Origin of the sequence: Corallococcus sp. 4LFB (assembly GCF_046520365.1) — a bacterium.
Lineage (GTDB): Bacteria > Myxococcota > Myxococcia > Myxococcales > Myxococcaceae > Corallococcus > Corallococcus caeni.
On the sequence record NZ_JBKGHJ010000122.1, the window covers coordinates 1 to 18,328 of the forward strand.

Here is an 18,328-nt window from a genome sequence, read left to right on the forward strand (position 1 = left end):
GGACGTGTCGCGGCTGCAGTCCGGACGCTTCGCGCTGACGGTGGCCCCCATGGACCTGGTGGCGCTGGTGCGCGAGGTGGTGGAGCGCATCCAGGTCACGCGGCCGGAGCGACAGGGCTTGGTGTCCTTGGAGGTTCCGGCCGGGCCGCTGGTGGGCGGGTGGGACGAGCAGCGGTTGGATCAACTGCTCACGAACCTGGTGGAGAACGCCCTGCGCTATTCCCCGCAGGGGACGCCGGTGGTGGTGCGGGTGCGCGAGGAGGACGGGCAGGTGCGGCTGGACGTGGAGGACCGGGGCATCGGGATTCCGGCGGAGAGCGTGCCGCAGCTCTTCACGCCCTTCTTCCGCGCGCGCAACGCGACGGAGCACTACGCCGGAGGGCTGGGCTTGGGTCTGGCCATCTGCCGCGAAATCGTGGAGCGCCACGGTGGCCGCATCGGCGCGAAGAGTGACGGGCCGGGGAAGGGCACGTGCTTCACGGTATGGCTGCCCCGCGCGGCCGTCGCGGACGCGGCCTGATGCGCTACGTGGAGGTCAGGCCGTGCGCCGCCCTGGCGCCGTACGTCCAGTGCTACTGGGCGCTGGAGCTGTCGGGCGCGGTGCCGGTGGGCGTGCACCGGGTGTTGCCGGACGGGTGTCTGGACATCCTGGTGGACCTGACGGACGGCGTGGGGCTGCGCGTGGTGGGGGCGATGCGGGCGGCGGAGGTGGTGCCGTTGTCCGCGCGTGCGGCCTTCGTCGCGGTGCGCTTCCGGCCCGGGGGCGCGCAGCCCTTCCTGCGGCTGCCGCTCCTGGAATTGACGGACGCGACGGTGGCGCTGGAGGACCTCTGGCCGCGCGAGTGGCGCGAGTGGCGCGAGCGGCTGGGCGAGGTGGCGGGGACGGCGGCGCGCTTCGCCCTGCTGGAGCGGCTGTTGCTGGACCGGCTGCCCGGGCGGGAGGGAGACGCGGGGGTGCGGCACGCGGTGGACCTCATCCTGGGAGCGAGGGGGCAGGTGCCGGTGCGGTGCGGCTGGAGGAGGTGATGGGGGTGGGGGCGCGGCAGGTGGAGCGGCGGTTCCACGCGGCGGTGGGGTTGTCGCCGAAGGTGCTGTGCCGCATCGCGAGGTTGCAGCACGCGGTGGAGCTGTCGCGGGGGCTGCAGGGGGCGGAGTGGGCGCTGGCGGCGGGGTACTACGACCAGGCGCACCAGGTGCGGGAGTTCCGGGCGCTGACGGGGCTGACGCCGGGGGCGTACGTGCGCGAGCAGGCGGAGGTCGGATTCGTCCAATCCCCGGAGGAGGCGGGTGCGTAAGGTGGGGGTGTTCCCACTTGAGGAGGCAGCCATGTCCACCGCACCGCAGCAGGCCGAGCAGCACCACCGCATCGACTACATCGAGCTTCCCGTGAAGGACATCGCGGAGGCGAAGCGCTTCTACGGGGCCGTGTTCGGCTGGAGGTTCGAGGACTACGGCCCGGACTACACGAGCTTCATGGACGGGAGGCTGAACGGAGGCTTCGACAAGGAGCGCGAGGTGTCGAAGGGGGGCGCGTTGCTGGTGCTCTATTCGAAGGACCTGGACGCGACGCTGGCGAAGGTGCGCGAGGCCGGAGGGCGCATCGTGAAGGACACGTTCTCCTTCCCCGGAGGCAAGCGCTTCCACTTCACCGACCCCACCGGCAACGAGCTGGCCGTGTGGACCGAGCCTTCCTGAAGCGCTGAAGACCAGGAGCCCGGGCGGGGAGTCGGGCTCGGCTGCCTGCCTGCCTGGACGCCGGGCAAGCTGTCACGGGCCCAACACTCCCCGTTCACACGGGACGTGCGGTGAGCAATCGTGCGGAGCGTGGGGGGGATCCCGGTTCGCGTGCGTTCCTGCCGCACGGTAGAAACCGGGTCCGGCTCCTCCCTGGGAATGTCGCCTGTGCTCGTTACCGCCAACGCCACCGTCCTCCACGTCAACGACACGCCCGCGAGCCTCTACCTGGGCACCTACTCGCTGCGCCAGGCGGGCTACCGCGTCCTGGAGGCGGTCACCGGCGGAGAGGCGCTGCAGCTCGCCCTCGACTCGCCTCCCGACGTCGTCGTGCTCGACGTGAAGCTCCCCGACATGAGCGGCTACGACGTGTGCCGGCTCCTGAAGGAGGATCCGCGCACCTGCGAGGTCGCCATCATCCACACCTCCGCCACCTTCATCACCGCGGAGAAGAAGGTCGCGGGCCTGCGCGCGGGCGCGGACGTCTACCTCACCCAGCCGTTCGACCCGGAAGAGCTCATCGCCACCGTCAACAGCGTCCTGCGCCTGCGGCGCGTGGAGCGCGAAGCCCTGGCGAACGCCGCCCGCCTGGAAGAGGCCGACCGCAAGAAGAACGAATTCCTCGCCATGCTCGCCCACGAGCTGCGCAACCCCCTGGCCGCCATCTCCGTCGCGGTGCAGATGCTCGGGCAGAAGGACTCGAACGGCCTGTCCGAAGCGGACGCGCGCCGCCGCGACATCATCGAGCGGCAGGTGAGCCACCTGCGCCACCTCGTGGACGACCTGCTCGACGTCAGCCGCATCACCCGGGGCAAGTACGCCCTGCGCCGCAGCCGGCTGGACCTCAACACCGTGCTGCAGCACTCGCTGGCCGCCGCCCGGCCCGTGATGGAGGAGCGCGGGCTCATCCTGCGCGAAGCCCTCTGCGCCGAACCCTGCTGGGTGGACGGCGACCGGACGCGCCTGGAGCAGGTCTTCACCAACCTGCTCGACAACGCCTCCAAGTACTCCCCCGAGAGCGGCATCATCACCGTGGGCGCCCACCTGTCCGAGGACTCCCGCGTGCGCGTGTCCGTGCAGGACACGGGCATCGGCCTGCGGCGGGAGGACCAGGAGCGCATCTTCGAGCTCTTCGCGCAGCTGGACGCGGGGCTCGCGCGCAGCCGGGGCGGGCTGGGCATTGGCCTGACGCTGGTGCGCAACCTGGTGGAGGAGCACGGCGGCCAGGTGGACGTCTTCAGCGAGGGCCCGGGCCAGGGCAGCCTGTTCACCGTCACGCTGCCGCTGCTCACGGACGCCGCGCGGCCCGAGGCCACCGTGGAGCGCATCGAGTCCCGCCGGGGCGAATGGCGCATCCTCCTGGTGGACGACAACCCCGACGCGCGCGAGGGCCTGAGCGAGATGCTCCAGCTGTGGGGCCACACCGTCGCGGTCGCCGAGGACGGCCCGGAGGCGCTCGCCATGGCGACCCCCGGCACCTACGACGTCATCATCCTGGACATCGGCCTGCCGGGCCTGGACGGCTATCAGGTGGCGCAGGAGCTGCGGGGACGCGTGGCCTCGGACGCGCACCTCATCGCGCTGACAGGCTACGGCGCGCCGGAGGACCGGAGCCGCAGCGAGAAGGCGGGCTTCGACCTGCACCTGGTCAAGCCGGTGGAGCTGGTGGAGATCGGCCGCGTGCTCGCGCAGCTGGGCCCCGTGAAGCGCGCGCCCCGCCGGCTCCAGGCGAGGAGCGCGTAGGGCCTCAGCGCCGAGCCAGCGGCACTTCGCGGAACATGAGGTCGCTGGGGCCAAGCCGCTGGGCTGCCTGGACGAAACGCTCCGTGACCATGAGGTACGTGGTCGCGTTCGCGGGAAGGAAGACATCGAGGTCATCTGGAAGCGAGTCCACTTCCAGCGCGTGCTCGGGAGAGATCCGTACCTCCCGCCATCCGCAGGTCTGGCACCGGGGCCCTTCCAGCACATCCGCCGGATCCAGGCGTCCCGCGATGGGCAACTCCAGCTCATACAGAGGAAGTGCTTCTGGCCCCAGCCCTTCAAGCTCCATGCGGACCGGGACCAGGCCCTTCAATCCTCCCTGCTGGAGCCGTGTGAGCGCGTCTCCCCTGACCAGCAGGTCCCATCCGTCCTGCGTGGTGAGTGGACCGAAGGTGCCCCGGGCCGAGCCACGAAGCGGGCCCAACTGCATGCCGGGTTCGGGAACGAGCCCTCGAGGCAGCCGCGAAGCAAGTCCGGCGGTCAGCGCCGTGAACTCCGCGTAGGGAACGACACGGGGCTCACGCAGCAGGCCTTGTTGCGGCAGGTCGGTCACATCGACCGTGGGCAGCGTCTGTTGACCGCTCCAGGTCTCTCCGCAGGTCGGGCACTCCACCCCGGGCAGGGTCCAGGCGCGCTCCGCCACGACGTGCCCCGTCCATCGCCGTGGCAGGTCGGGACGAACGATGTCGACCTCGTAGAAGCGCATGCGGCTCAGTTCTCAGGCACGGGGAAGGGGCCGAGCTCGACATCCTGCCAATAGGTCATCGTGAGGCCAAAGAGCCCGTACTTCTGGATCAACAGCGAAGCATGCTCGAAGTGGGCGGGCTTGCTGGCGGTTCCACGGGTCGTGCGCCTGAACTGACGCCACTCCTCGTTCCAGGGAGCGCCATTCGCGTCACGGTGGATGCGCTTGTGCAGCTCGGCGTCGATCGCGATGACGTACTCATGAACGTTGATGCCCTTGGACTGGAAGTAGGGCTTCAGGCCTGGGGAAAGATGTGGTGCCGCTCCTTGGGACGAGACGCCCACTCTTCCATGGCCCGTTGGCGCTTCCGCTCACTGGGAAGCGGCTCGCGTCGGTGCCAGCGGAACACCGGGACGGGCAGCGAGTCGCCCGGCAGGCACTGGGCGCTGCCCCAGTGCCGTTGCGCGGTGCTACCTGGAGCGATGAAGACAGGAGCACCGCTGTAGGTGCGGACGATGCGACCCGGCGGAAGGTCATCACACCGGTAGAGCCCACAAGTCCCGCCTTCACAAAGTGAAGCGAAGCATGGACCTTCGCGTGCGTCCTCACAGTCCTGCGCATCCTCGGGCCACGACTCCTCCAGCAGCGAGGAGTCCGCATGGAGAGCCGGAGTGGATGCGCACCCCATGAACATCACGGCCAGCAACAACCACCAGTGGTGCACGGGTTCTCTGCTCTTTGTGTGGGCAGGAGCTTATGCCCGGGGCTGGAGCCCCGTCGCGGGCTGCTCCACGTGGCCCGTCCAGCGGTCGCGGATCCACCCCCGGGCGGGCTTCTCCAGGCCGGTCCGACTGTCGGACAGGTTCGGTGTGGCGCTGCCGCGACGCGCCGCGTGCCCTTCGCGCGCGAAGCCGGAAATGGCGCCCCCCACTTCGGCGTAGAACGGGCCACATGCTCAGCCTGCGCAACCTGGTGAAGGTGTATCCGGGGCCGGTGACGGCCCTTCGTGGCGTGGACCTGGACGTCCCCAAGGGGATGTTCGGCCTGCTCGGGCCCAACGGCGCGGGCAAGTCCACCCTGATGAAGATCCTCTCCGGCCTCCTGGAGCCCACCTCCGGCGAGGTGACGCTCGACGGCCTGGACCTCGTGCGCCACCCGGAGGCGCTGCGCCCGCACCTGGGCTATCTGCCGCAGGAGTTCGGCTTCTACCCGTACCTCTCCGGCCAGGACATGCTCCGCTACCTGCTGGAGCTCAAGGGCGTCACCGCGCCGCAGGGGCTGAAGGCCCTGTGCGCGCAGTTGCTGGAGCGCGTGAACCTCACCTTCGCCGCGAAGCGCAAGGTGAAGGAGTACTCCGGCGGCATGCGGCAGCGGCTGGGCATCGCGCAGGCCCTGGCCGGAGACCCGAAGCTCCTCATCGTGGACGAGCCCACCGCGGGCCTGGACCCCGAGGAGCGCCAGCGCTTCTACCGGCTGCTCGCGGAGGTGGCCCACGAGCGCACGGTGCTCCTGTCCACGCACATCGTGGAGGACGTGGCCATGCTCTGCCCGCGCTTCGCCGTCATCCGCCACGGCCGCGTGGTGGCCATCACCAGCCCCACGGAGGCGAAGTCCGCGCTCCACGACACCCTCTTCGAGGGCACCGTCCCCCCGGCCGACATGGCCGCCTTCCAGCAAGCGCACCGCGTCACCCAGGCCGTGCTCTTCGAGGGCCGCAACCGCGTGCGCATCCACGCGGCCCCGGGCACGCCCGTGCCCCCCGGCTTCGAGCGCACGCCGCCCACGCTGGAGGACGCCTACCTCCTCCTGATGAAGGACGCGCCCGAGCCCACGGCTCCCACGGCTCCCACGGCTCCGGCATCCGCCCCGGCGGTGGGCGCGTGAACGCGTCCCGGCTCTGGCGCGTGGCGCGCACCGAGTGGCGCCACCAGGTGAGGCGCCCGCTGTTCTGGGTGCTGCTCGTGCTGCTGGTGGCCGTGGTGTGGGGCGTGTCCTCCGGCAACGTCACCATCGACGCGGGCAGCACGGAGGTGGGCGGCAAGAAGGCGTGGGTGACCAGCGCGTTCGCCGTCGCGCAGACGGTGCTGCTGCTCACCTTCATGCTGTTCATGTTCTTCGTGTCGGTGGGCGCGGGCATGTCCGTCATCTCCGACGACGAGGCCCGCGTGCAGCCCCTCCTGCACACCACGCCGCTGACGTCCGCGGAGTACGTGTGGGGCAAGTTCGCGGGCGTGCTGGGCGCGTACGTGCTGGCGCTCGCGTGGATGATGGGGCTGCTCGTCTTCTTCCACCACGTCGTGCCGGCGGGCGCGGACGCGGAGTTCCGAGGGCCCTTCGCGCTAGGGAACTACGTGAGCGCCGCGGTGTGGTTCGGCCTGCCGCTCATCGTCTTCATGGCGGGCGCGGCCTTCGCCACGGGCGAGCGCACGCGCCGCGCGGTGCCGGTGTACTTCCTGCCGGTGGGCCTGTTCTTCCTCTGCGTCTTCTTCCTCTGGGACTGGTCCCCCGGCTGGTTGGACCCGCGCGTGAACCGGTTCCTGATGGCGCTGGACCCCGGCGGCTTCCGGTGGCTCACGGAAGAGTGGATCAAGGTGGACCGGGGCGTGGACTTCTACAACACGCGGCCCGTGGGGCTGGACGCCCTCTTCGTCACCAGCCGCTTCGTGCTCATGGCCCTGGGCCTGGGCGCGGTGGCCTGGAGCGAGCGCCACTTCCGCGCGCGCTCCAGGGCGAGGTGCGCACGAAGGCCCCGCGCGCGGGGGGAGTCCTCGACGCGCCGCCGAAGCAGGTCGCGCTGTCGCACGCGGAGGCGCCGCTGTCCGCGCTGCGCATGGGCGTGCGGCCGCCGGGCTTCTGGACGGGGCTGTGGACGGTGACGCGCGCGGAAGGGCGGGGCCTGCTGTCGCAGCCGGGGCTCTACCTGTTCCTGCCGCTCCTGATGTTGCAGATGGTGTCCCAGGGCGCCACGGCGGTGGGCCCCTTCGACACGAGCCTCCTGCTGGTGCCCGGGCGCTTCGCGGTGCGCACGATGGCGCAGGCGTCGGTGCTCGTGTGTCTGTTGTTGATGTTCTACGTGGTGGAGTCGCTGGAGCGCGAGCAGGCCTCGAACTTCGCGCCCATCCACGACGCGACGCCGGTGCGCACGCTGTCGGTGCTGCTGGGCAAGGCGCTGGCGAACAGCCTGGTGGCGGTGGCGCTGCTGACGGCCATGGCGCTCGCGGGCACGCTGGTGCAGGTGTCGCAGGGCAGGGTGCCGCTGTCGCTGACGCCGTACGTGCTCGTGTGGGGGCTGTTGCTGTTCCCCACCTTCCTCTTGTGGACGGGCTTCATCCTGGCCGCGCGCTCGGTGACGGGAGGCCGCTTCGGCACGTACGCGCTGGCCCTGGCCGCGCTGGGGCTCACCGGCTACCTCGCCGTGCGGAACGACCTCACCTGGGTGACGAACTGGCCGCTGTGGGACGCGGTGCGGTGGACGGACCTGGGCGCGTTCCAGGTGGACCGCGCCGCGCTGGTGCTCAACCGCGTGGCCGCGCTGGGCGGGGCCGTCTTCTTCACCGCGCTGGCGGTGCGCCTGGACCGCCGCCGCGTCCGCGACTCGGTGACGACGCTGGAGGGACTGAAGCCCGCGGGCCTCGCGCGCGGGCTGTGGCGGCTGGCGCCGTACCTCGCGGTGCCGGCGGTGGCGCTGGTGTGGCTGGGCATCCTCGTGGGACAGGGCCACCAGGGCGCGGCGGCGAAGAAGCGCGGGAAGGAGTACTGGCAGAAGAACCTGGCGACGTGGAAGGACGCGCCGCGGCCCATGCTGGCGGACGTGGACCTGGACGTGGACCTGGAGCCGGAGGCGAGCGCCTTCCGCATGAAGGGCACGTACACGCTGATGAACCGTCACGGCGTGGCGCTCCCTCGCTTCGCCTTGAGCGGCGGCGACGGCTGGACGGACGTGCGCTGGACGCTGGATGGCAGGGACGTGACGCCGGAGGACCGCGCGGGGCTGTATGTGTTCACGCCGTCCCCGCCGCTGGCGCCCGGGGCGAAGGTGACGGTGGGCTTCCAGTACGCGGGCCACGTGCCCGCGGGCGTGTCGCGCGCGGGCGGCGCGCTCAAGGAGTTCATCCTCCCGTCGGGCGTGGTGCTCACCAGTGAGACGCCCACGTTCGCGCCGGTGGTGGGCTACGAGGAGGAGCGCGGCATCGACCCGAGGGAGAACAAATACGAGCCGCGCGTGTACGCGGACGACTTCTACGAAGGGCCCACGGAGTCCGCGTGGGGCAGCAACCTGCCGTTCCCCTTCCGCATCCGCGTGAGCGGCCCGGAGGCCTACACGCTCAACTCCGTGGGCGTGCGGGAGAGCGACACGGTGAAGGACGGCCGGCGCACCACGGTGTGGCGGAGCGACCACCCGGTGAGCTTCTTCAACGTCATCGCGGGGAAGTGGAGCCGCGTGGAGGGCGCGGGCACGGTGGTGTTCCACGACCCGGCGCATGGCTACAACGTGCCGGAGATGATGCGGGGGCTGGAGGCCGCGCGCCGGTACTACTCGGAGTGGTTCCACCCGTTCCCGTGGGCGGAGCTGAAGCTGTCGGAGTTCGCCGGCCTGGACAACTACGCGCAGGGTTTCCCCACGGACATCACGTTCTCGGAGTCCATCGGGTTCCTCACGCTCCCCACGCCGGAGTCGAACGCGGTGCTGCTCGTCACCGCGCACGAGGCCGCGCACCAGTGGTGGGGCAACCTGCTCATCCCCGGCAAGGGGCCCGGCGGCAACGTGCTGTCGGAGGGCCTGTCGCACTACTCGGCGCTCAAGCTCATCGAACAGCTCGACGGGCAGGAGGCGCGCAGGCAGACCGCGAAGCGGATGGAGGAGCGCTACGGCAAGGACCGGCGCGTGGACGCGGAGCAGCCGCTGGTGAAGCTGGACGGCTCGCGCGACGGCGACACGGTGGTCCTCTACGAGAAGGGCGGCTGGACGTTCTGGATGCTGGAGGACGTGATGGGCCGCGACGCGATGCACGCGGGGCTCCAGGCCTTCCTGAAGCAATACATGAACAACGCCGACCATCCGGTGCTGCAGGACTTCCTCGCGGTGATGCGCCCCTTCGCGCCGTCTCCCGAAGCCTTCGACCGCTTCACCCGGCAGGCCTTCTTCGAGGTCGTGGTGCCCGAGTACCGCGTCACCGACGCGCGCGTGTCGAAGGAGGGCGGCCAGTGGGTGACGACGGCGACGGTGACGAACGTGGGCGCGGGCCGCATGCCGGTGGAGGTGGCGGTGACGAAGGCCGCGGAGGCCGCCGCGCCCCAGGGGGCCGCCAGGGCCGTGACGCGCGTGGAGCCCGACGCGGGCGGAGCCGCGCGGGTGACGCTGCGCTCGGGGTTCGCGCCGGAGCGGCTGGTGGTGGACCCGGACGTGCGCGTGCTCCAGCTGCGCCGCGACCAGGCCCAGGCCGCGCTCACGCCGCCGTGACGCGATGACATGACACGCTGACACGCGTGCCTCCGAGCACCGGAGACACGTTGTCACGGTGTCCGGCCTCACCGGCGCGCGGCTTCCTCTGGGAGCAGGCTGGCACATCGATTGCGATGGGCCTTCCCCGGCATGGCGGACCTTGGGGGTCCGGCTTCATGACGGGGGTTCATCAGATGGTCTCGATGCAGTGGAAGCTGGGTGTGTCGCTGGTGCTGCTGTCGGCGGTGGCGTTCGCGGAGGAAGGCGTCACCACGGGGTCGTTCCCGGTGGAGCGGCGCAACGTGGTGACGGTGTCCGTCCCCATCCAGAACCTGAACCAGCTGTCGCTGGAGGGCGAGCGCGTGATGGGCGAGCGCTTCTCCGTGGGGCTGGGCGTGTTCGCGTCCTTCAATCACGACCGCTCGCGGTTCGAGGAGGCGGAGCCCAGCGGGTTGGAGGGCTTCAACCGCACGTCCTATCAGTTCGGCCTGGCGCCCTCGGTGCGCTTCTACCTGACGGGCCGGGCACCCCAGGGGCTGTGGCTGTCACCGCGCCTGGAGGTGGGCGTGGGGCGCAGCTCCCACACGCTGGTGGGAGACCTCCAGGCCGACCCGTTGAGCAATGACAGCCACGCGGACACCTGGTCCGTGGGTGGGTCGGCGGTCCTGGGGTACAGCGTGGTGCTGGAGCCCGGCTTCACGGTGCAGGGCGGCGTGGGGTTCGGGGCCCGCCGCGAAGCGCTCGCCTATGACTCCGTGCGCCTGGGCCCCGTGGACGAGACGCGCGTGGAGCGCACCCACCAGTCAGCGTGGTTCCTCTCCCAGCGCATCCTGCTCAACGTGGGCTGGGCCTTCTGACGTCAGGGCGCGTCCGCCGTCCTTCACAATGGACATGCCAGGGCTCAAGCCGGTGCCGGACGGGGACCTCAGTGGGATCTGGCACAGTCACTGGCAAGGTGCTTTGCGCCACGCGGACCTCCATGCCCGCACCAAAGAAAGGGGGGCCGGGAGTGAGGCATAGTTGGGGGACTGTGGGCTACGAGAAATAGCTGGTGCAAGGGAGCCGAGAAGGGCCGCTAATAGCGACCGCTTGAGCTGTGAGCCGGGCCGCCCCGGCAAAGCTTCTCCAGCTCCATATCCCCCATCTGGGGGAGAGCCCATCCGATGTTGGCGGGGTAGGCTGGCGCTCCTCGACAATACATGACGAGAAGGATCAACGCCGCGATGGGCACACAGACGATGGAGCGTCACCATTTCCTCTCTCCGAGTCAGGCCCGGCGGGAACTGATGCAGTCGAAGCAGGCGGCCTGATTACGACCAACCTGGTGTCTCAACAATCCGGTGCGGTACAGCGCCGAACTAAGCAACAAGCTCAGTCTCGCCTTTTGGTGTGACAAAAAATATAAGCGCATGGACAAGATGGGCCTCGACGACGCCATCCTAATGGCCCAACTGACTGTGTTCTCCCCTACCGCGAGGAGTATCCGCAGTAAGCTCCGTTCGAGCGTAGGGATTCGAGGCATCTACACCAAGACTGGCGGCATGATAGACTCTACTGGCGCCGGGACGAATCGAGCCTCCCCTTTCTGTGTCAGGGTCGACGTCGACACATTGGGGACAGGAGGGACGCGGACCAGCGCGAAATGATGTAGTGGGCTTGTGCCAATAGCTAGGGGGATGCGTGGCATTCGACATCAACGACTTCGTGGTGCGCGTGAGTAAGGTGCAGGTGTCGCACCATTTCAATCCGTACCGTGACTTATGTCCTAAGCATGACGCACCAGGCGCCCCAGGTACGCGAAGCGAATCTGAGAGGCTATCTTCAGTCGCTCCAACAGTTCCCAATCAAAGCCGCTTGGATCGGCCAGGACTTCGGCTATCTCGGCGGACGGCGTACGGGGCTCCCTTTGACCGATGAACTGCGCCTCCCGTCCTTTGAGAAGCTTTACAAGACCGTTCCTTTGAAAAAAGCGACGTGTACGGAAGCGGCGCGAGAGGCCACTGCGTCGGAAGCCTGGAAGTTACTACCAACGTACTCTCATCAGCCCCCGCTACTATGGAACGTTGCTCCCCTGCATCCGCATAAGCCGAGCGATCCGATGTCCAATGTGCCTTTTAGTCGGGCAGCCGCCAAACAATGCCTCCCGCTCTTGGCGGAACTCCTAAATCACTTCTCCCCGTCTGTTGTTATTGCGGTGGGAAGGCATGCGGAGAGGGCACTTGCTCAGTTGGGAGTCCCGGCCAGCTACGTACGCCATCCGAGCCATGCTGGGCAGTATAAGTTCCGAGAGGGTATCCAGAAGTTCATGACGTTTTGAACCGATAAGGGCGCTATGTCCAAGCAGATTGAAGTGGAAGTCTCTTACGACCTTCTTGAGCAGTCACGTCGAAAAGCTATCCAGGACTCTGCACTGCAACTACTTGAAGAGAAAGACACAGGCGGGTCAGAGCTTGATCAGGCCTCGAACCGGCGCGAGGATATCTGGCCAGCACTGAATGCCTACGGACATGACAAAAATTTGTCTCAGGATTATGAACTTAGTTTGTTGCCTCTGAGCCGGATCGGTGCTGAACAGGGATTTTCGGGAAGTAGCATCCTCCTGGGATACTTCCGGCATCGGAGAAACAGCAATCTCTTCCCATCTCAGCCAATGGTTATCAAGTTGCGGAAGAGGCCCCCCGAGTCGTTCGGAACGCTCTCCGAGCTTCGGGATGAGCTTCACCGTGCCGAACGACTGCTGCCATATATTTCTTACCATAAGAGCCAATATGCGGTGCCCCTGCATATTTCTGACGTTCTGTCAAAGACAGAATATCAGGTGCTTTGGTCTCCTTTTGCGTTGACGGACTTGGTTCAACGCCACGAGTCGGCTCTCAGTTTTCTAGATGCTCCGGACCTGCGTCAGCTTCTAGCAATCAAAAAAGGAACCGAGCCAACCAAGGACCAATTAGAAATGGCTCTGAATGTGGTGAAGAGCGCCTTTCAGATTCTAGATCCTCTCCATAAGCGAGATGGAACGGCTCGTTCTGTGTCGACTTCATTCCAAAAAGAGTATGCCCCATACCTAAGAAAATTCGGAGAGAGTTGGGGTGGCTCCTGGATGGAACTCTGGGGAACTCAGCGAGAGACATCAGACTTTGGTGTCAGCTGGCTCAACCCATTTTGGGTGCTTAACGAGTTGATGGCTCGGAACAATATTTCATTGCGCCTGGGCGCAGTCCATGGCGATTTGCACCCGGGAAACATCCTCTATGCTACGCCCGAACGTCCATTTCTGATTGATTTTGGATGGGCCGATGATAATGCCCATATTGCCAAGGACTTCGTTCTGTTGGAGTGTAATCTGCGATTTATTTACTTTCCTGCCGACGTTTCATTTGCGGACGCGCGGCAGTTTGCACAGTTGAATGCTCAGAACGTCGCACTGCCGGAGAACCTGAGGAAACGATTTAAGCCGCGACATGATTTGATTCAGGCCCTCAGGACCGCCTTTGTTAATGCACACGGAGGCAGGGTGGACTGGATGGAAGAGTACGTCATTCCGCTGTTTCTCGTATCCATGGGGCTTCTTCGCTATGTGGATCAGTACGCAAACCAAGTAGCGGCTCGGCTAACAGTCTTGGAACTTGCAAGGTATATTAGCGATGAGTATTTGTTGTCGGAGAAAAGGTCAACGTCCGCTTAATCATGTCGACATGCACGGTCCCGCCCTCATGCGAACGCATCTCGTGCCAGACGTGGTAGCCCGTTAGTATAGCCTGCTCCCATTGAGCGGTTGAGCGCTCCCTTATCTCAAGGTTGGCAGTTAGTTTTTTGATGGTACGAAGCAGTTCATAGTCAAGGGTTTGGCTGTTTTGTAAAAAGTCATGGTCCGCCGCGTAGGAGAAGACATATGCAGAAATGCCTTCCTCGATGACTGTGGAGCGTCCCCCATCTTCAACTTCATCTACCTTTGGCTGACTCCGACGCTTGCGACCCATTAGCTTGCGCATAACAGGCGACCAGCCGAGTATAGCCGCGTAGGAGAGGTGGAATACGTCGTGGAAGCGGTAGCCATCATCGGCGTAGGCATTGTCGGTTAGACGGTTGCCAATGATATGTCCATTCCACTTCAGAAAGACCGCAGCCGTCTTGCCCTGCATCTGTTGGGTGAACTCCACGGAGAACTGACGTGGGAATTGTTCCTCAGGAGGAGCGCCTTCATCGAAGAGCAAGTAGGGATTCGTGCATTCGGAGATGTCCTCGCGCAGGAATCGCTCCCGGGTCTTCTTGAGATTGAGCCGTGCAATCTCGTCAATCTCCAGACCAAACTTCGTTGCGACGTTGGCGACGTACCAGAGGATATCTCCCAACTCCTCGGCAACGTTCTCTTTGAAGAGGCGGTACGTGTCGCGGTCCCGCAGCTTCTTCTTGTAGTCCGACAGCAGTGTACCCACTTCACCGGCGAGACCCAGCAAGGGGACGATCAGACCTTCCTCGGTGTTAGAAGGGTTCCGGTCTGTTTCTTGGGCCCGTCGTTGGTACTCCCTCAGATCCATCGGCTGTCTCCCAATCTAGCCCAAAGCTTGAGTCCGTTGCTTCGAACTCCCAGGACTCGACTCTTTCTCAATGCGCTCGTTAAGACCCCATTTGGGGGGAAACCAGTAGTCTATCTGGCGTGGGTCATGACGGTAATGCTGCTTGATGCGCGTCCGGCCGCTGATTCCCTGCACCTCTGGGTGGGCTACACGGGAGTACTTATCGACTTCGCAGAAGAGGTTCTGGCAGTCGATCAGGTGTAGCTTACGGCCCCACAGGGAACGGAAGCGCAAGCCTAGCGCTTCGAAGGCATCATCCTGAATGCGTGTGACATGTTCGATGACCTGTGACTCTGTAATTCCCCCCAAGTCTCCGAAGCACTTGCGGATTCCATCGCGTGCTCCTGGGCCGGGAACAATGAAGTCTTCCTCGAAATCGTAGGCCGCGCTGTAGTTAAGGTCCGTCACATACTGGTATGCGAGGAAGTCACCCATCATCGGGTACGAGCGAAGAATCTCGAAGGCTGTCCGCAAGTTTCTGGCTTCCTGCATGCGCAGCGGAACGCGCTCCTTCATCAGGTGCTCAAGCAAGCGCAAATGAGTGCCATGTTTGCGATGGTGATCGAAACCAGAGGCTGCCGGCATGACATAGGCGGCGGAGTAGATGCGTTCCCCTCGCTCCATGGCCCCTGAGAGCACTCGCTCGTAACGATCGAAGTCGTAATTCGCTAAGGAGACTTCTCCTACTTCAGCCTCAAGCAGTTTCCAAGTTTCGATCTTGTTGAAGAACTTGAACAAGAGCGTCCGGAAGAAAATGTTCTCGGCAGTTTGCTCGCCTCGGTAGGTGACGTTCCGAATGAGGTACTGGCTAACACGGTCTGCCGCTCGGTAGGCGTTGGTGAAACGGTACTCCAAGAGGATGGGATCGTCGGTCCACGGAGGCGGAGTGCCTTCGAGTCGTCCGAAGAAAACCTCCTGACGCTCGGCTGCAAAACGCCAATATGTTTCAAACACTGGTGTCGGCCGCAGGGCCTGGGGCAGACACTGTGTCAGTGAGCGAGGCGCACTCTTGGGGGCAAGCTTAGGCGTGAAGGTGAAGCCTAGCTGCTCGACCGAGTGCTGCTCGGGCTGTTTCAGGACGAGAGGCATCTCAGAGGGGGCAACCCTCAATAGGGCTTCCGGTGCGAGCAAGAGGGCCTTCGCGGCTAGCTCCTCGGGAGAGTAACCGTCATCCAAGTGGCGGACGGAGTAGATGGTCCCATTGTCCTCTGCGAGCGATTTGTAGCCGCGATTCACTCCTCCCTGACCCAGTCGGGCGACTCCCCCTTGCTTCGGTTCCGCCGCAGACAGCACGAAGATGGCATGCGGTGAGGCCTGCTCGTCCCAGAACGTACGCTCAAGTTCACTGAGTCGGTTGAGCAGGCGGGTGGGCACTCCTCGTGCCTGGCCATCCACGACCGTCGACCACCAGAAACTATCCGTCACTACGCATGTGCTCGATGCGAGGGCTGGGGCTGCATCCTTCACCGCACACTTTATCCGTGAAAAGGCATCAACTAACTGCTCGATAATTGGTTCAGCGCTGACTGCCGACTGGCGGGATTTTCTACCTTTGACAGTAAGGGGGGCATCATTAAGAATAGGCGCCGGGCCTTTCTGGCAAGATAGATAGATGCAGTTGATACCTCGCTGCGTGAGTGCTTGAGCAAATGCCTCGGCTACCGCTGCCCGCTTGATGCGGTCGACACCCTCGAAAACGTACAGCCTTGCCGGATGGCCCTTGCTGCTCTTTCCTATCTGTACTGGGCGCATAGATTTTGCTAGTTGCAACGGGGGGCTACAGGGTGATGCCCACAGTGCTGGTTACTATTGCCACGGGCGGGGGCGCGGACCGAGGCAGGTAGTAACAGTGGGTTCTCGGCTGCTCACGTCAATGAAATTGCCGGCTTAACAGCCAGCTACATGTTGCATCTGAAAGTGCCGCTCTCTGCCCGACACGGCATTTTCTGCACGAAACTGATCCAGAGCTTTGTGGGTTTTCGTCAAGGGGGCAGCGTCGACGTGCTCTGCACCAGAATGTAGGGGTGTAAACTGGCTGAAGTCAGGCCACCTACTTATTCCTTAGCTCTTGTTAGACTGCATGGCCCAACAGCTCGCTCGTGTAAACTCGCGTAGTCCATGACCATTTACACTCTGTGGGGTCAGCACTCATAGGGTGTGAGCCTCATCTGGTGGGCCTTCTGACGTCAGGGCACGTCCGCCTGCGTGCTCACGGTCCACGGCGTGCGCGTGGTGTCCACCCACAGCAGCTGGAGGTCCCAGCTGCCGAGCGCGGCGCCGGGCGTGTCGGTGGCGACGGCGAAGACGCGCGTGTCCGGCTGGGGCGTCACGGAGAAGCTCGTGCGCGGCGCGCGGTTGGCGTCGTTGGACGGCACCACGCCCAGCGTGACGGTGCCACCGGAAGGCAGCGGCAGGCCGTCCTGCGCGGTGGCGGTGGCGAAGGGCACGTCGAGGAAGGGCGCGTCCGGCAGCACGCGGCGCTCCGAGCCCAGCGGCCCCACGTCCACCGCGGGCGTGTCCGCCGCGGCGTGCACCCAGCGCAGGCGCAGTTGGAGGGGTCGCTCGCGAAGCGGTCCGTGAGGGGCAGCAGCGTGAACGGGGACGCCGACGGCCGGGGCGGCGCGAGGTAGCCCGCGGCGACCATCAGGTAGCGCTCGCCCGGAACGAGCGTGGGCGTCGTCGCCGTCACCACCGGCGCGCTCGGGGGCCGCTCCGTGCCGGGCGCGGCGGCGAAGAAGTCCAGCGTGTACGTGCCCGGCGGCACCTGGAGCGGCGAGGACAGCGCGCCGTACGCGAGGCCGCCGGACAGCTCGCGGTCGCTGGCGAAGAGGTCCAGCGCGGGCGCGTCCGGTGACGCGTGCAGCACGTACACCGTCGGGTTCTGCCGCAGGATGGCCAGCGTCCCGTCGCGGCCCGCGGTGAGCAGGGAGAAGCCGTCGCCCGCGCGCGCGGGGGCGGACATGAGGCCGGTGGCGACGATGAGCGTGTCCGTGCCGGAGCCGGCCGCGGGCACGGTGAAGGACGTCAGCGCCCGGCCACCGGTGCGCAGGCCCACCTGGAACGCGGCGCCCGAAGGCAGCACCCACGGCTCCTCGCCGGAGTCCTTGAAGCGCGCGAGGGACGCCACCTCCACCGAGCCGTCATTGCCCAGGTCCACGTCCACCGTGGGCGCGTCCGTGCCGGCGTTGACGATGCGCACGCGCGTCTGGCCGCCGTCCGCGGGCACGGTGTTGTCGCGCAAGAGCAGCGTGCGCAGCGCCGCGTCGGAGTCGGAAGCGGAGAGGGCGCCCGCGGCCACCACCGTCCAGCGCGTCCCGGCCTCCATGCCCACCGGCTGGGACACGACGGGCCGCGAGTCCGCCGCCGCGCCCGTGGGCCGCAGCTCCACGGTGACGGCGCCCGCTTCGCGCGTGAGGTAGGCGTGGTGGCGCCATAGGCCACGGCCCGCGCCACGGGCGTGGGGTTGCCGGCGAGGTAGACGTCCATCGCGGGCGTGCCCGGCGCGGCCTGCACGATGCGCAGCTGCGCCTGGGTGGGCGGCACGAGCACCGGGCCGTCCTGCGTGGGAGGCGTGCCGGAGTCCTCCGCCGAGCCGCCTCCGCACGCGGGCGCGAACACCCCCAGCGCCGTGAGCGCGACGACCCGCAGTGTCTTCCCCCGCATCCAGGCCATGTCGAAGTCCCCCCTCCTCGGCGGGCCGCGGACGCGGCTCGGCGCCGATGTCGACAGGGGTAAGGGTGGGCATCACCTCCACGCCGGCGAACCCCCACGCAAGGGCCACTGTCCGCCTCCGACGGTGTGCACCGGCGCACGTCGCAAGCCCCTGGCATCACGCCGCGGGGCCTGTCGCGAAGACGGCGGGTGCGATCGCCCGGGAACGGAGCGCGACACCGCCCCGCCTGCCCGGCCGCCGCACCGCATCACCGTCCCGGGGCCATTCCCTGTTCAAAACACGTCATCGCGTGGGTGGGGGGAACGGCGTGCGTGGGTGCCGGGAAGGGCGATGGCGCTGGTAGGGTCGGCGGCACCATGACCCTCGCGTCCCTTCCGCTCATCGTGTCCCTGCTCGCGGCGCAGACGCCCGCGCCCGCGCCGTCGAAGCCGCCCCCCCGCGCCGGCCGCCGCGAA

Annotated in this window: 18 protein-coding genes; 11 read left to right on the plus strand and 7 right to left on the minus strand. The window is 66.5% G+C overall.

Annotated elements, in window-relative coordinates; translation table 11 throughout:
- The 5 genes from ACLEQD_RS15585 to ACLEQD_RS15605 form a co-directional block, all read left to right on the plus strand.
- The coding region (locus tag ACLEQD_RS15585) for a sensor histidine kinase (protein ID WP_410384827.1) at positions 1-520 on the plus strand (520 nt) is incomplete at its 5' end.
- A complete protein-coding gene (locus ACLEQD_RS15590; protein ID WP_410384829.1) occupies positions 520-1,026 on the plus strand; it encodes a DUF6597 domain-containing transcriptional factor in 507 nt (168 codons plus the stop codon). The genes ACLEQD_RS15585 and ACLEQD_RS15590, both read left to right, overlap by 1 nt.
- On the plus strand, positions 1,008-1,295 hold the full coding sequence (locus tag ACLEQD_RS15595; RefSeq protein ID WP_410384831.1) for a helix-turn-helix domain-containing protein: 288 nt from the start codon (positions 1,008-1,010) through the stop codon (positions 1,293-1,295). The genes ACLEQD_RS15590 and ACLEQD_RS15595 overlap by 19 nt, the downstream gene beginning before the upstream one ends.
- A gap of 31 nt (positions 1,296-1,326) precedes the next feature.
- On the plus strand, positions 1,327-1,695 hold the full coding sequence (locus ACLEQD_RS15600; RefSeq protein ID WP_171419214.1) for a VOC family protein: 369 nt from the start codon (positions 1,327-1,329) through the stop codon (positions 1,693-1,695).
- A gap of 198 nt (positions 1,696-1,893) precedes the next feature.
- Positions 1,894-3,477 (plus strand): response regulator, encoded by a 1,584-nt coding sequence (locus tag ACLEQD_RS15605; protein WP_410384833.1) that lies wholly within the window; start codon positions 1,894-1,896, stop codon positions 3,475-3,477.
- 4 nt (positions 3,478-3,481) lie between these two features.
- On the opposite strand, the gene ACLEQD_RS15610 is transcribed toward ACLEQD_RS15605, so the two are convergent.
- Genes ACLEQD_RS15610 through ACLEQD_RS15620 form a run of 3 tightly spaced genes read right to left on the minus strand, consistent with a single transcriptional unit; the run spans position 3,482 to position 4,874 of the window.
- Positions 3,482-4,201: a double-CXXCG motif protein gene (locus tag ACLEQD_RS15610; protein WP_338278335.1), complete on the minus strand. Its 720-nt coding sequence runs from the start codon at positions 4,199-4,201 to the stop codon at positions 3,482-3,484.
- Between the two features lie 5 nt (positions 4,202-4,206).
- Positions 4,207-4,524, minus strand: coding sequence for a DUF2380 domain-containing protein (locus tag ACLEQD_RS15615; protein ID WP_410384835.1), 318 nt, complete (start codon positions 4,522-4,524; stop codon positions 4,207-4,209).
- Entirely contained in the window at positions 4,476-4,874 is a 399-nt protein-coding gene (locus tag ACLEQD_RS15620; protein WP_410384854.1) for a DUF2380 domain-containing protein, read from the minus strand. The genes ACLEQD_RS15615 and ACLEQD_RS15620 overlap by 49 nt, the downstream gene beginning before the upstream one ends.
- A 257-nt stretch (positions 4,875-5,131) precedes the next feature.
- Here ACLEQD_RS15620 and ACLEQD_RS15625 point away from each other — a divergent pair, with 257 nt between their 5' ends.
- The 6 genes from ACLEQD_RS15625 (at position 5,132) to ACLEQD_RS15650 (ending at position 13,308) form a co-directional block, all read left to right on the plus strand.
- Entirely contained in the window at positions 5,132-6,064 is a 933-nt protein-coding gene (locus ACLEQD_RS15625) for an ABC transporter ATP-binding protein (RefSeq protein WP_410384837.1), read from the plus strand.
- Positions 6,061-7,056, plus strand: a complete 996-nt coding sequence (locus ACLEQD_RS15630; RefSeq protein WP_410384839.1) for an ABC transporter permease — start codon at positions 6,061-6,063, stop codon at positions 7,054-7,056. Before ACLEQD_RS15625 ends, ACLEQD_RS15630 begins: the two co-directional genes overlap by 4 nt.
- A 1,628-nt stretch (positions 7,057-8,684) precedes the next feature.
- Positions 8,685-9,641 (plus strand): M1 family aminopeptidase, encoded by a 957-nt coding sequence (locus tag ACLEQD_RS15635; RefSeq protein WP_410384856.1) that lies wholly within the window; start codon positions 8,685-8,687, stop codon positions 9,639-9,641.
- A 158-nt stretch (positions 9,642-9,799) separates the two neighbouring features.
- Positions 9,800-10,480, plus strand: a complete 681-nt coding sequence (locus ACLEQD_RS15640) for an autotransporter outer membrane beta-barrel domain-containing protein (RefSeq protein ID WP_410384841.1) — start codon at positions 9,800-9,802, stop codon at positions 10,478-10,480.
- Positions 10,481-11,394: 914 nt separating this feature from the next.
- The gene (locus tag ACLEQD_RS15645) at positions 11,395-11,940 is read left to right on the plus strand and encodes a uracil-DNA glycosylase (RefSeq protein WP_410384843.1); all 546 of its coding nucleotides are present in this window, start codon (positions 11,395-11,397) and stop codon (positions 11,938-11,940) included.
- Between the two features lie 15 nt (positions 11,941-11,955).
- The gene (locus tag ACLEQD_RS15650; protein ID WP_410384845.1) at positions 11,956-13,308 is read left to right on the plus strand and encodes a phosphotransferase; all 1,353 of its coding nucleotides are present in this window, start codon (positions 11,956-11,958) and stop codon (positions 13,306-13,308) included.
- On the opposite strand, the gene ACLEQD_RS15655 is transcribed toward ACLEQD_RS15650, so the two are convergent.
- The 4 genes from ACLEQD_RS15655 to ACLEQD_RS15670 all read right to left on the minus strand — a co-directional run bounded on the left by ACLEQD_RS15655 (position 13,262) and on the right by ACLEQD_RS15670 (position 17,945).
- Positions 13,262-14,161 carry a nucleoside triphosphate pyrophosphohydrolase family protein gene (locus ACLEQD_RS15655; protein WP_410384847.1) on the minus strand — a complete coding sequence of 300 codons (900 nt, stop codon included), beginning with the start codon at positions 14,159-14,161 and terminating at the stop codon, positions 13,262-13,264. The two genes, ACLEQD_RS15650 and ACLEQD_RS15655, sit on opposite strands and share 47 nt — an antisense overlap.
- A 15-nt stretch (positions 14,162-14,176) precedes the next feature.
- On the minus strand, positions 14,177-15,952 hold the full coding sequence (locus tag ACLEQD_RS15660; protein WP_410384848.1) for a nucleotide kinase domain-containing protein: 1,776 nt from the start codon (positions 15,950-15,952) through the stop codon (positions 14,177-14,179).
- 434 nt (positions 15,953-16,386) lie between these two features.
- Positions 16,387-16,530, minus strand: a complete 144-nt coding sequence (locus tag ACLEQD_RS15665; protein ID WP_410384850.1) for a hypothetical protein — start codon at positions 16,528-16,530, stop codon at positions 16,387-16,389.
- Positions 16,527-17,945, minus strand: a complete 1,419-nt coding sequence (locus ACLEQD_RS15670; RefSeq protein ID WP_410384852.1) for a DUF4397 domain-containing protein — start codon at positions 17,943-17,945, stop codon at positions 16,527-16,529. Before ACLEQD_RS15670 ends, ACLEQD_RS15665 begins: the two co-directional genes overlap by 4 nt.
- Between the last annotated feature and the right edge of the window lie 383 nt (positions 17,946-18,328).

Bases quoted from the DNA above. Each gene is read 5' to 3' on its own strand.
- ACLEQD_RS15600 (WP_171419214.1), top strand. From the start codon at position 1,327: ATGTCCACCGCACCGCAGCAGGCCGAGCAGCACCACCGCATCGACTAC.
- ACLEQD_RS15655 (WP_410384847.1), bottom strand. From the start codon at position 14,161: ATGGATCTGAGGGAGTACCAACGACGGGCCCAAGAAACAGACCGGAAC.
- ACLEQD_RS15590 (WP_410384829.1), top strand. From the start codon at position 520: ATGCGCTACGTGGAGGTCAGGCCGTGCGCCGCCCTGGCGCCGTACGTC.
- ACLEQD_RS15645 (WP_410384843.1), top strand. From the start codon at position 11,395: ATGACGCACCAGGCGCCCCAGGTACGCGAAGCGAATCTGAGAGGCTAT.
- ACLEQD_RS15640 (WP_410384841.1), top strand. From the start codon at position 9,800: ATGACGGGGGTTCATCAGATGGTCTCGATGCAGTGGAAGCTGGGTGTG.
- ACLEQD_RS15625 (WP_410384837.1), top strand. From the start codon at position 5,132: ATGCTCAGCCTGCGCAACCTGGTGAAGGTGTATCCGGGGCCGGTGACG.
- ACLEQD_RS15635 (WP_410384856.1), top strand. From the start codon at position 8,685: ATGCGGGGGCTGGAGGCCGCGCGCCGGTACTACTCGGAGTGGTTCCAC.
- ACLEQD_RS15670 (WP_410384852.1), bottom strand. From the start codon at position 17,945: ATGCCCACCCTTACCCCTGTCGACATCGGCGCCGAGCCGCGTCCGCGG.
- ACLEQD_RS15605 (WP_410384833.1), top strand. From the start codon at position 1,894: ATGTCGCCTGTGCTCGTTACCGCCAACGCCACCGTCCTCCACGTCAAC.
- ACLEQD_RS15660 (WP_410384848.1), bottom strand. From the start codon at position 15,952: ATGCGCCCAGTACAGATAGGAAAGAGCAGCAAGGGCCATCCGGCAAGG.
- ACLEQD_RS15650 (WP_410384845.1), top strand. From the start codon at position 11,956: ATGTCCAAGCAGATTGAAGTGGAAGTCTCTTACGACCTTCTTGAGCAG.
- ACLEQD_RS15610 (WP_338278335.1), bottom strand. From the start codon at position 4,201: ATGCGCTTCTACGAGGTCGACATCGTTCGTCCCGACCTGCCACGGCGA.
- ACLEQD_RS15620 (WP_410384854.1), bottom strand. From the start codon at position 4,874: ATGTTCATGGGGTGCGCATCCACTCCGGCTCTCCATGCGGACTCCTCG.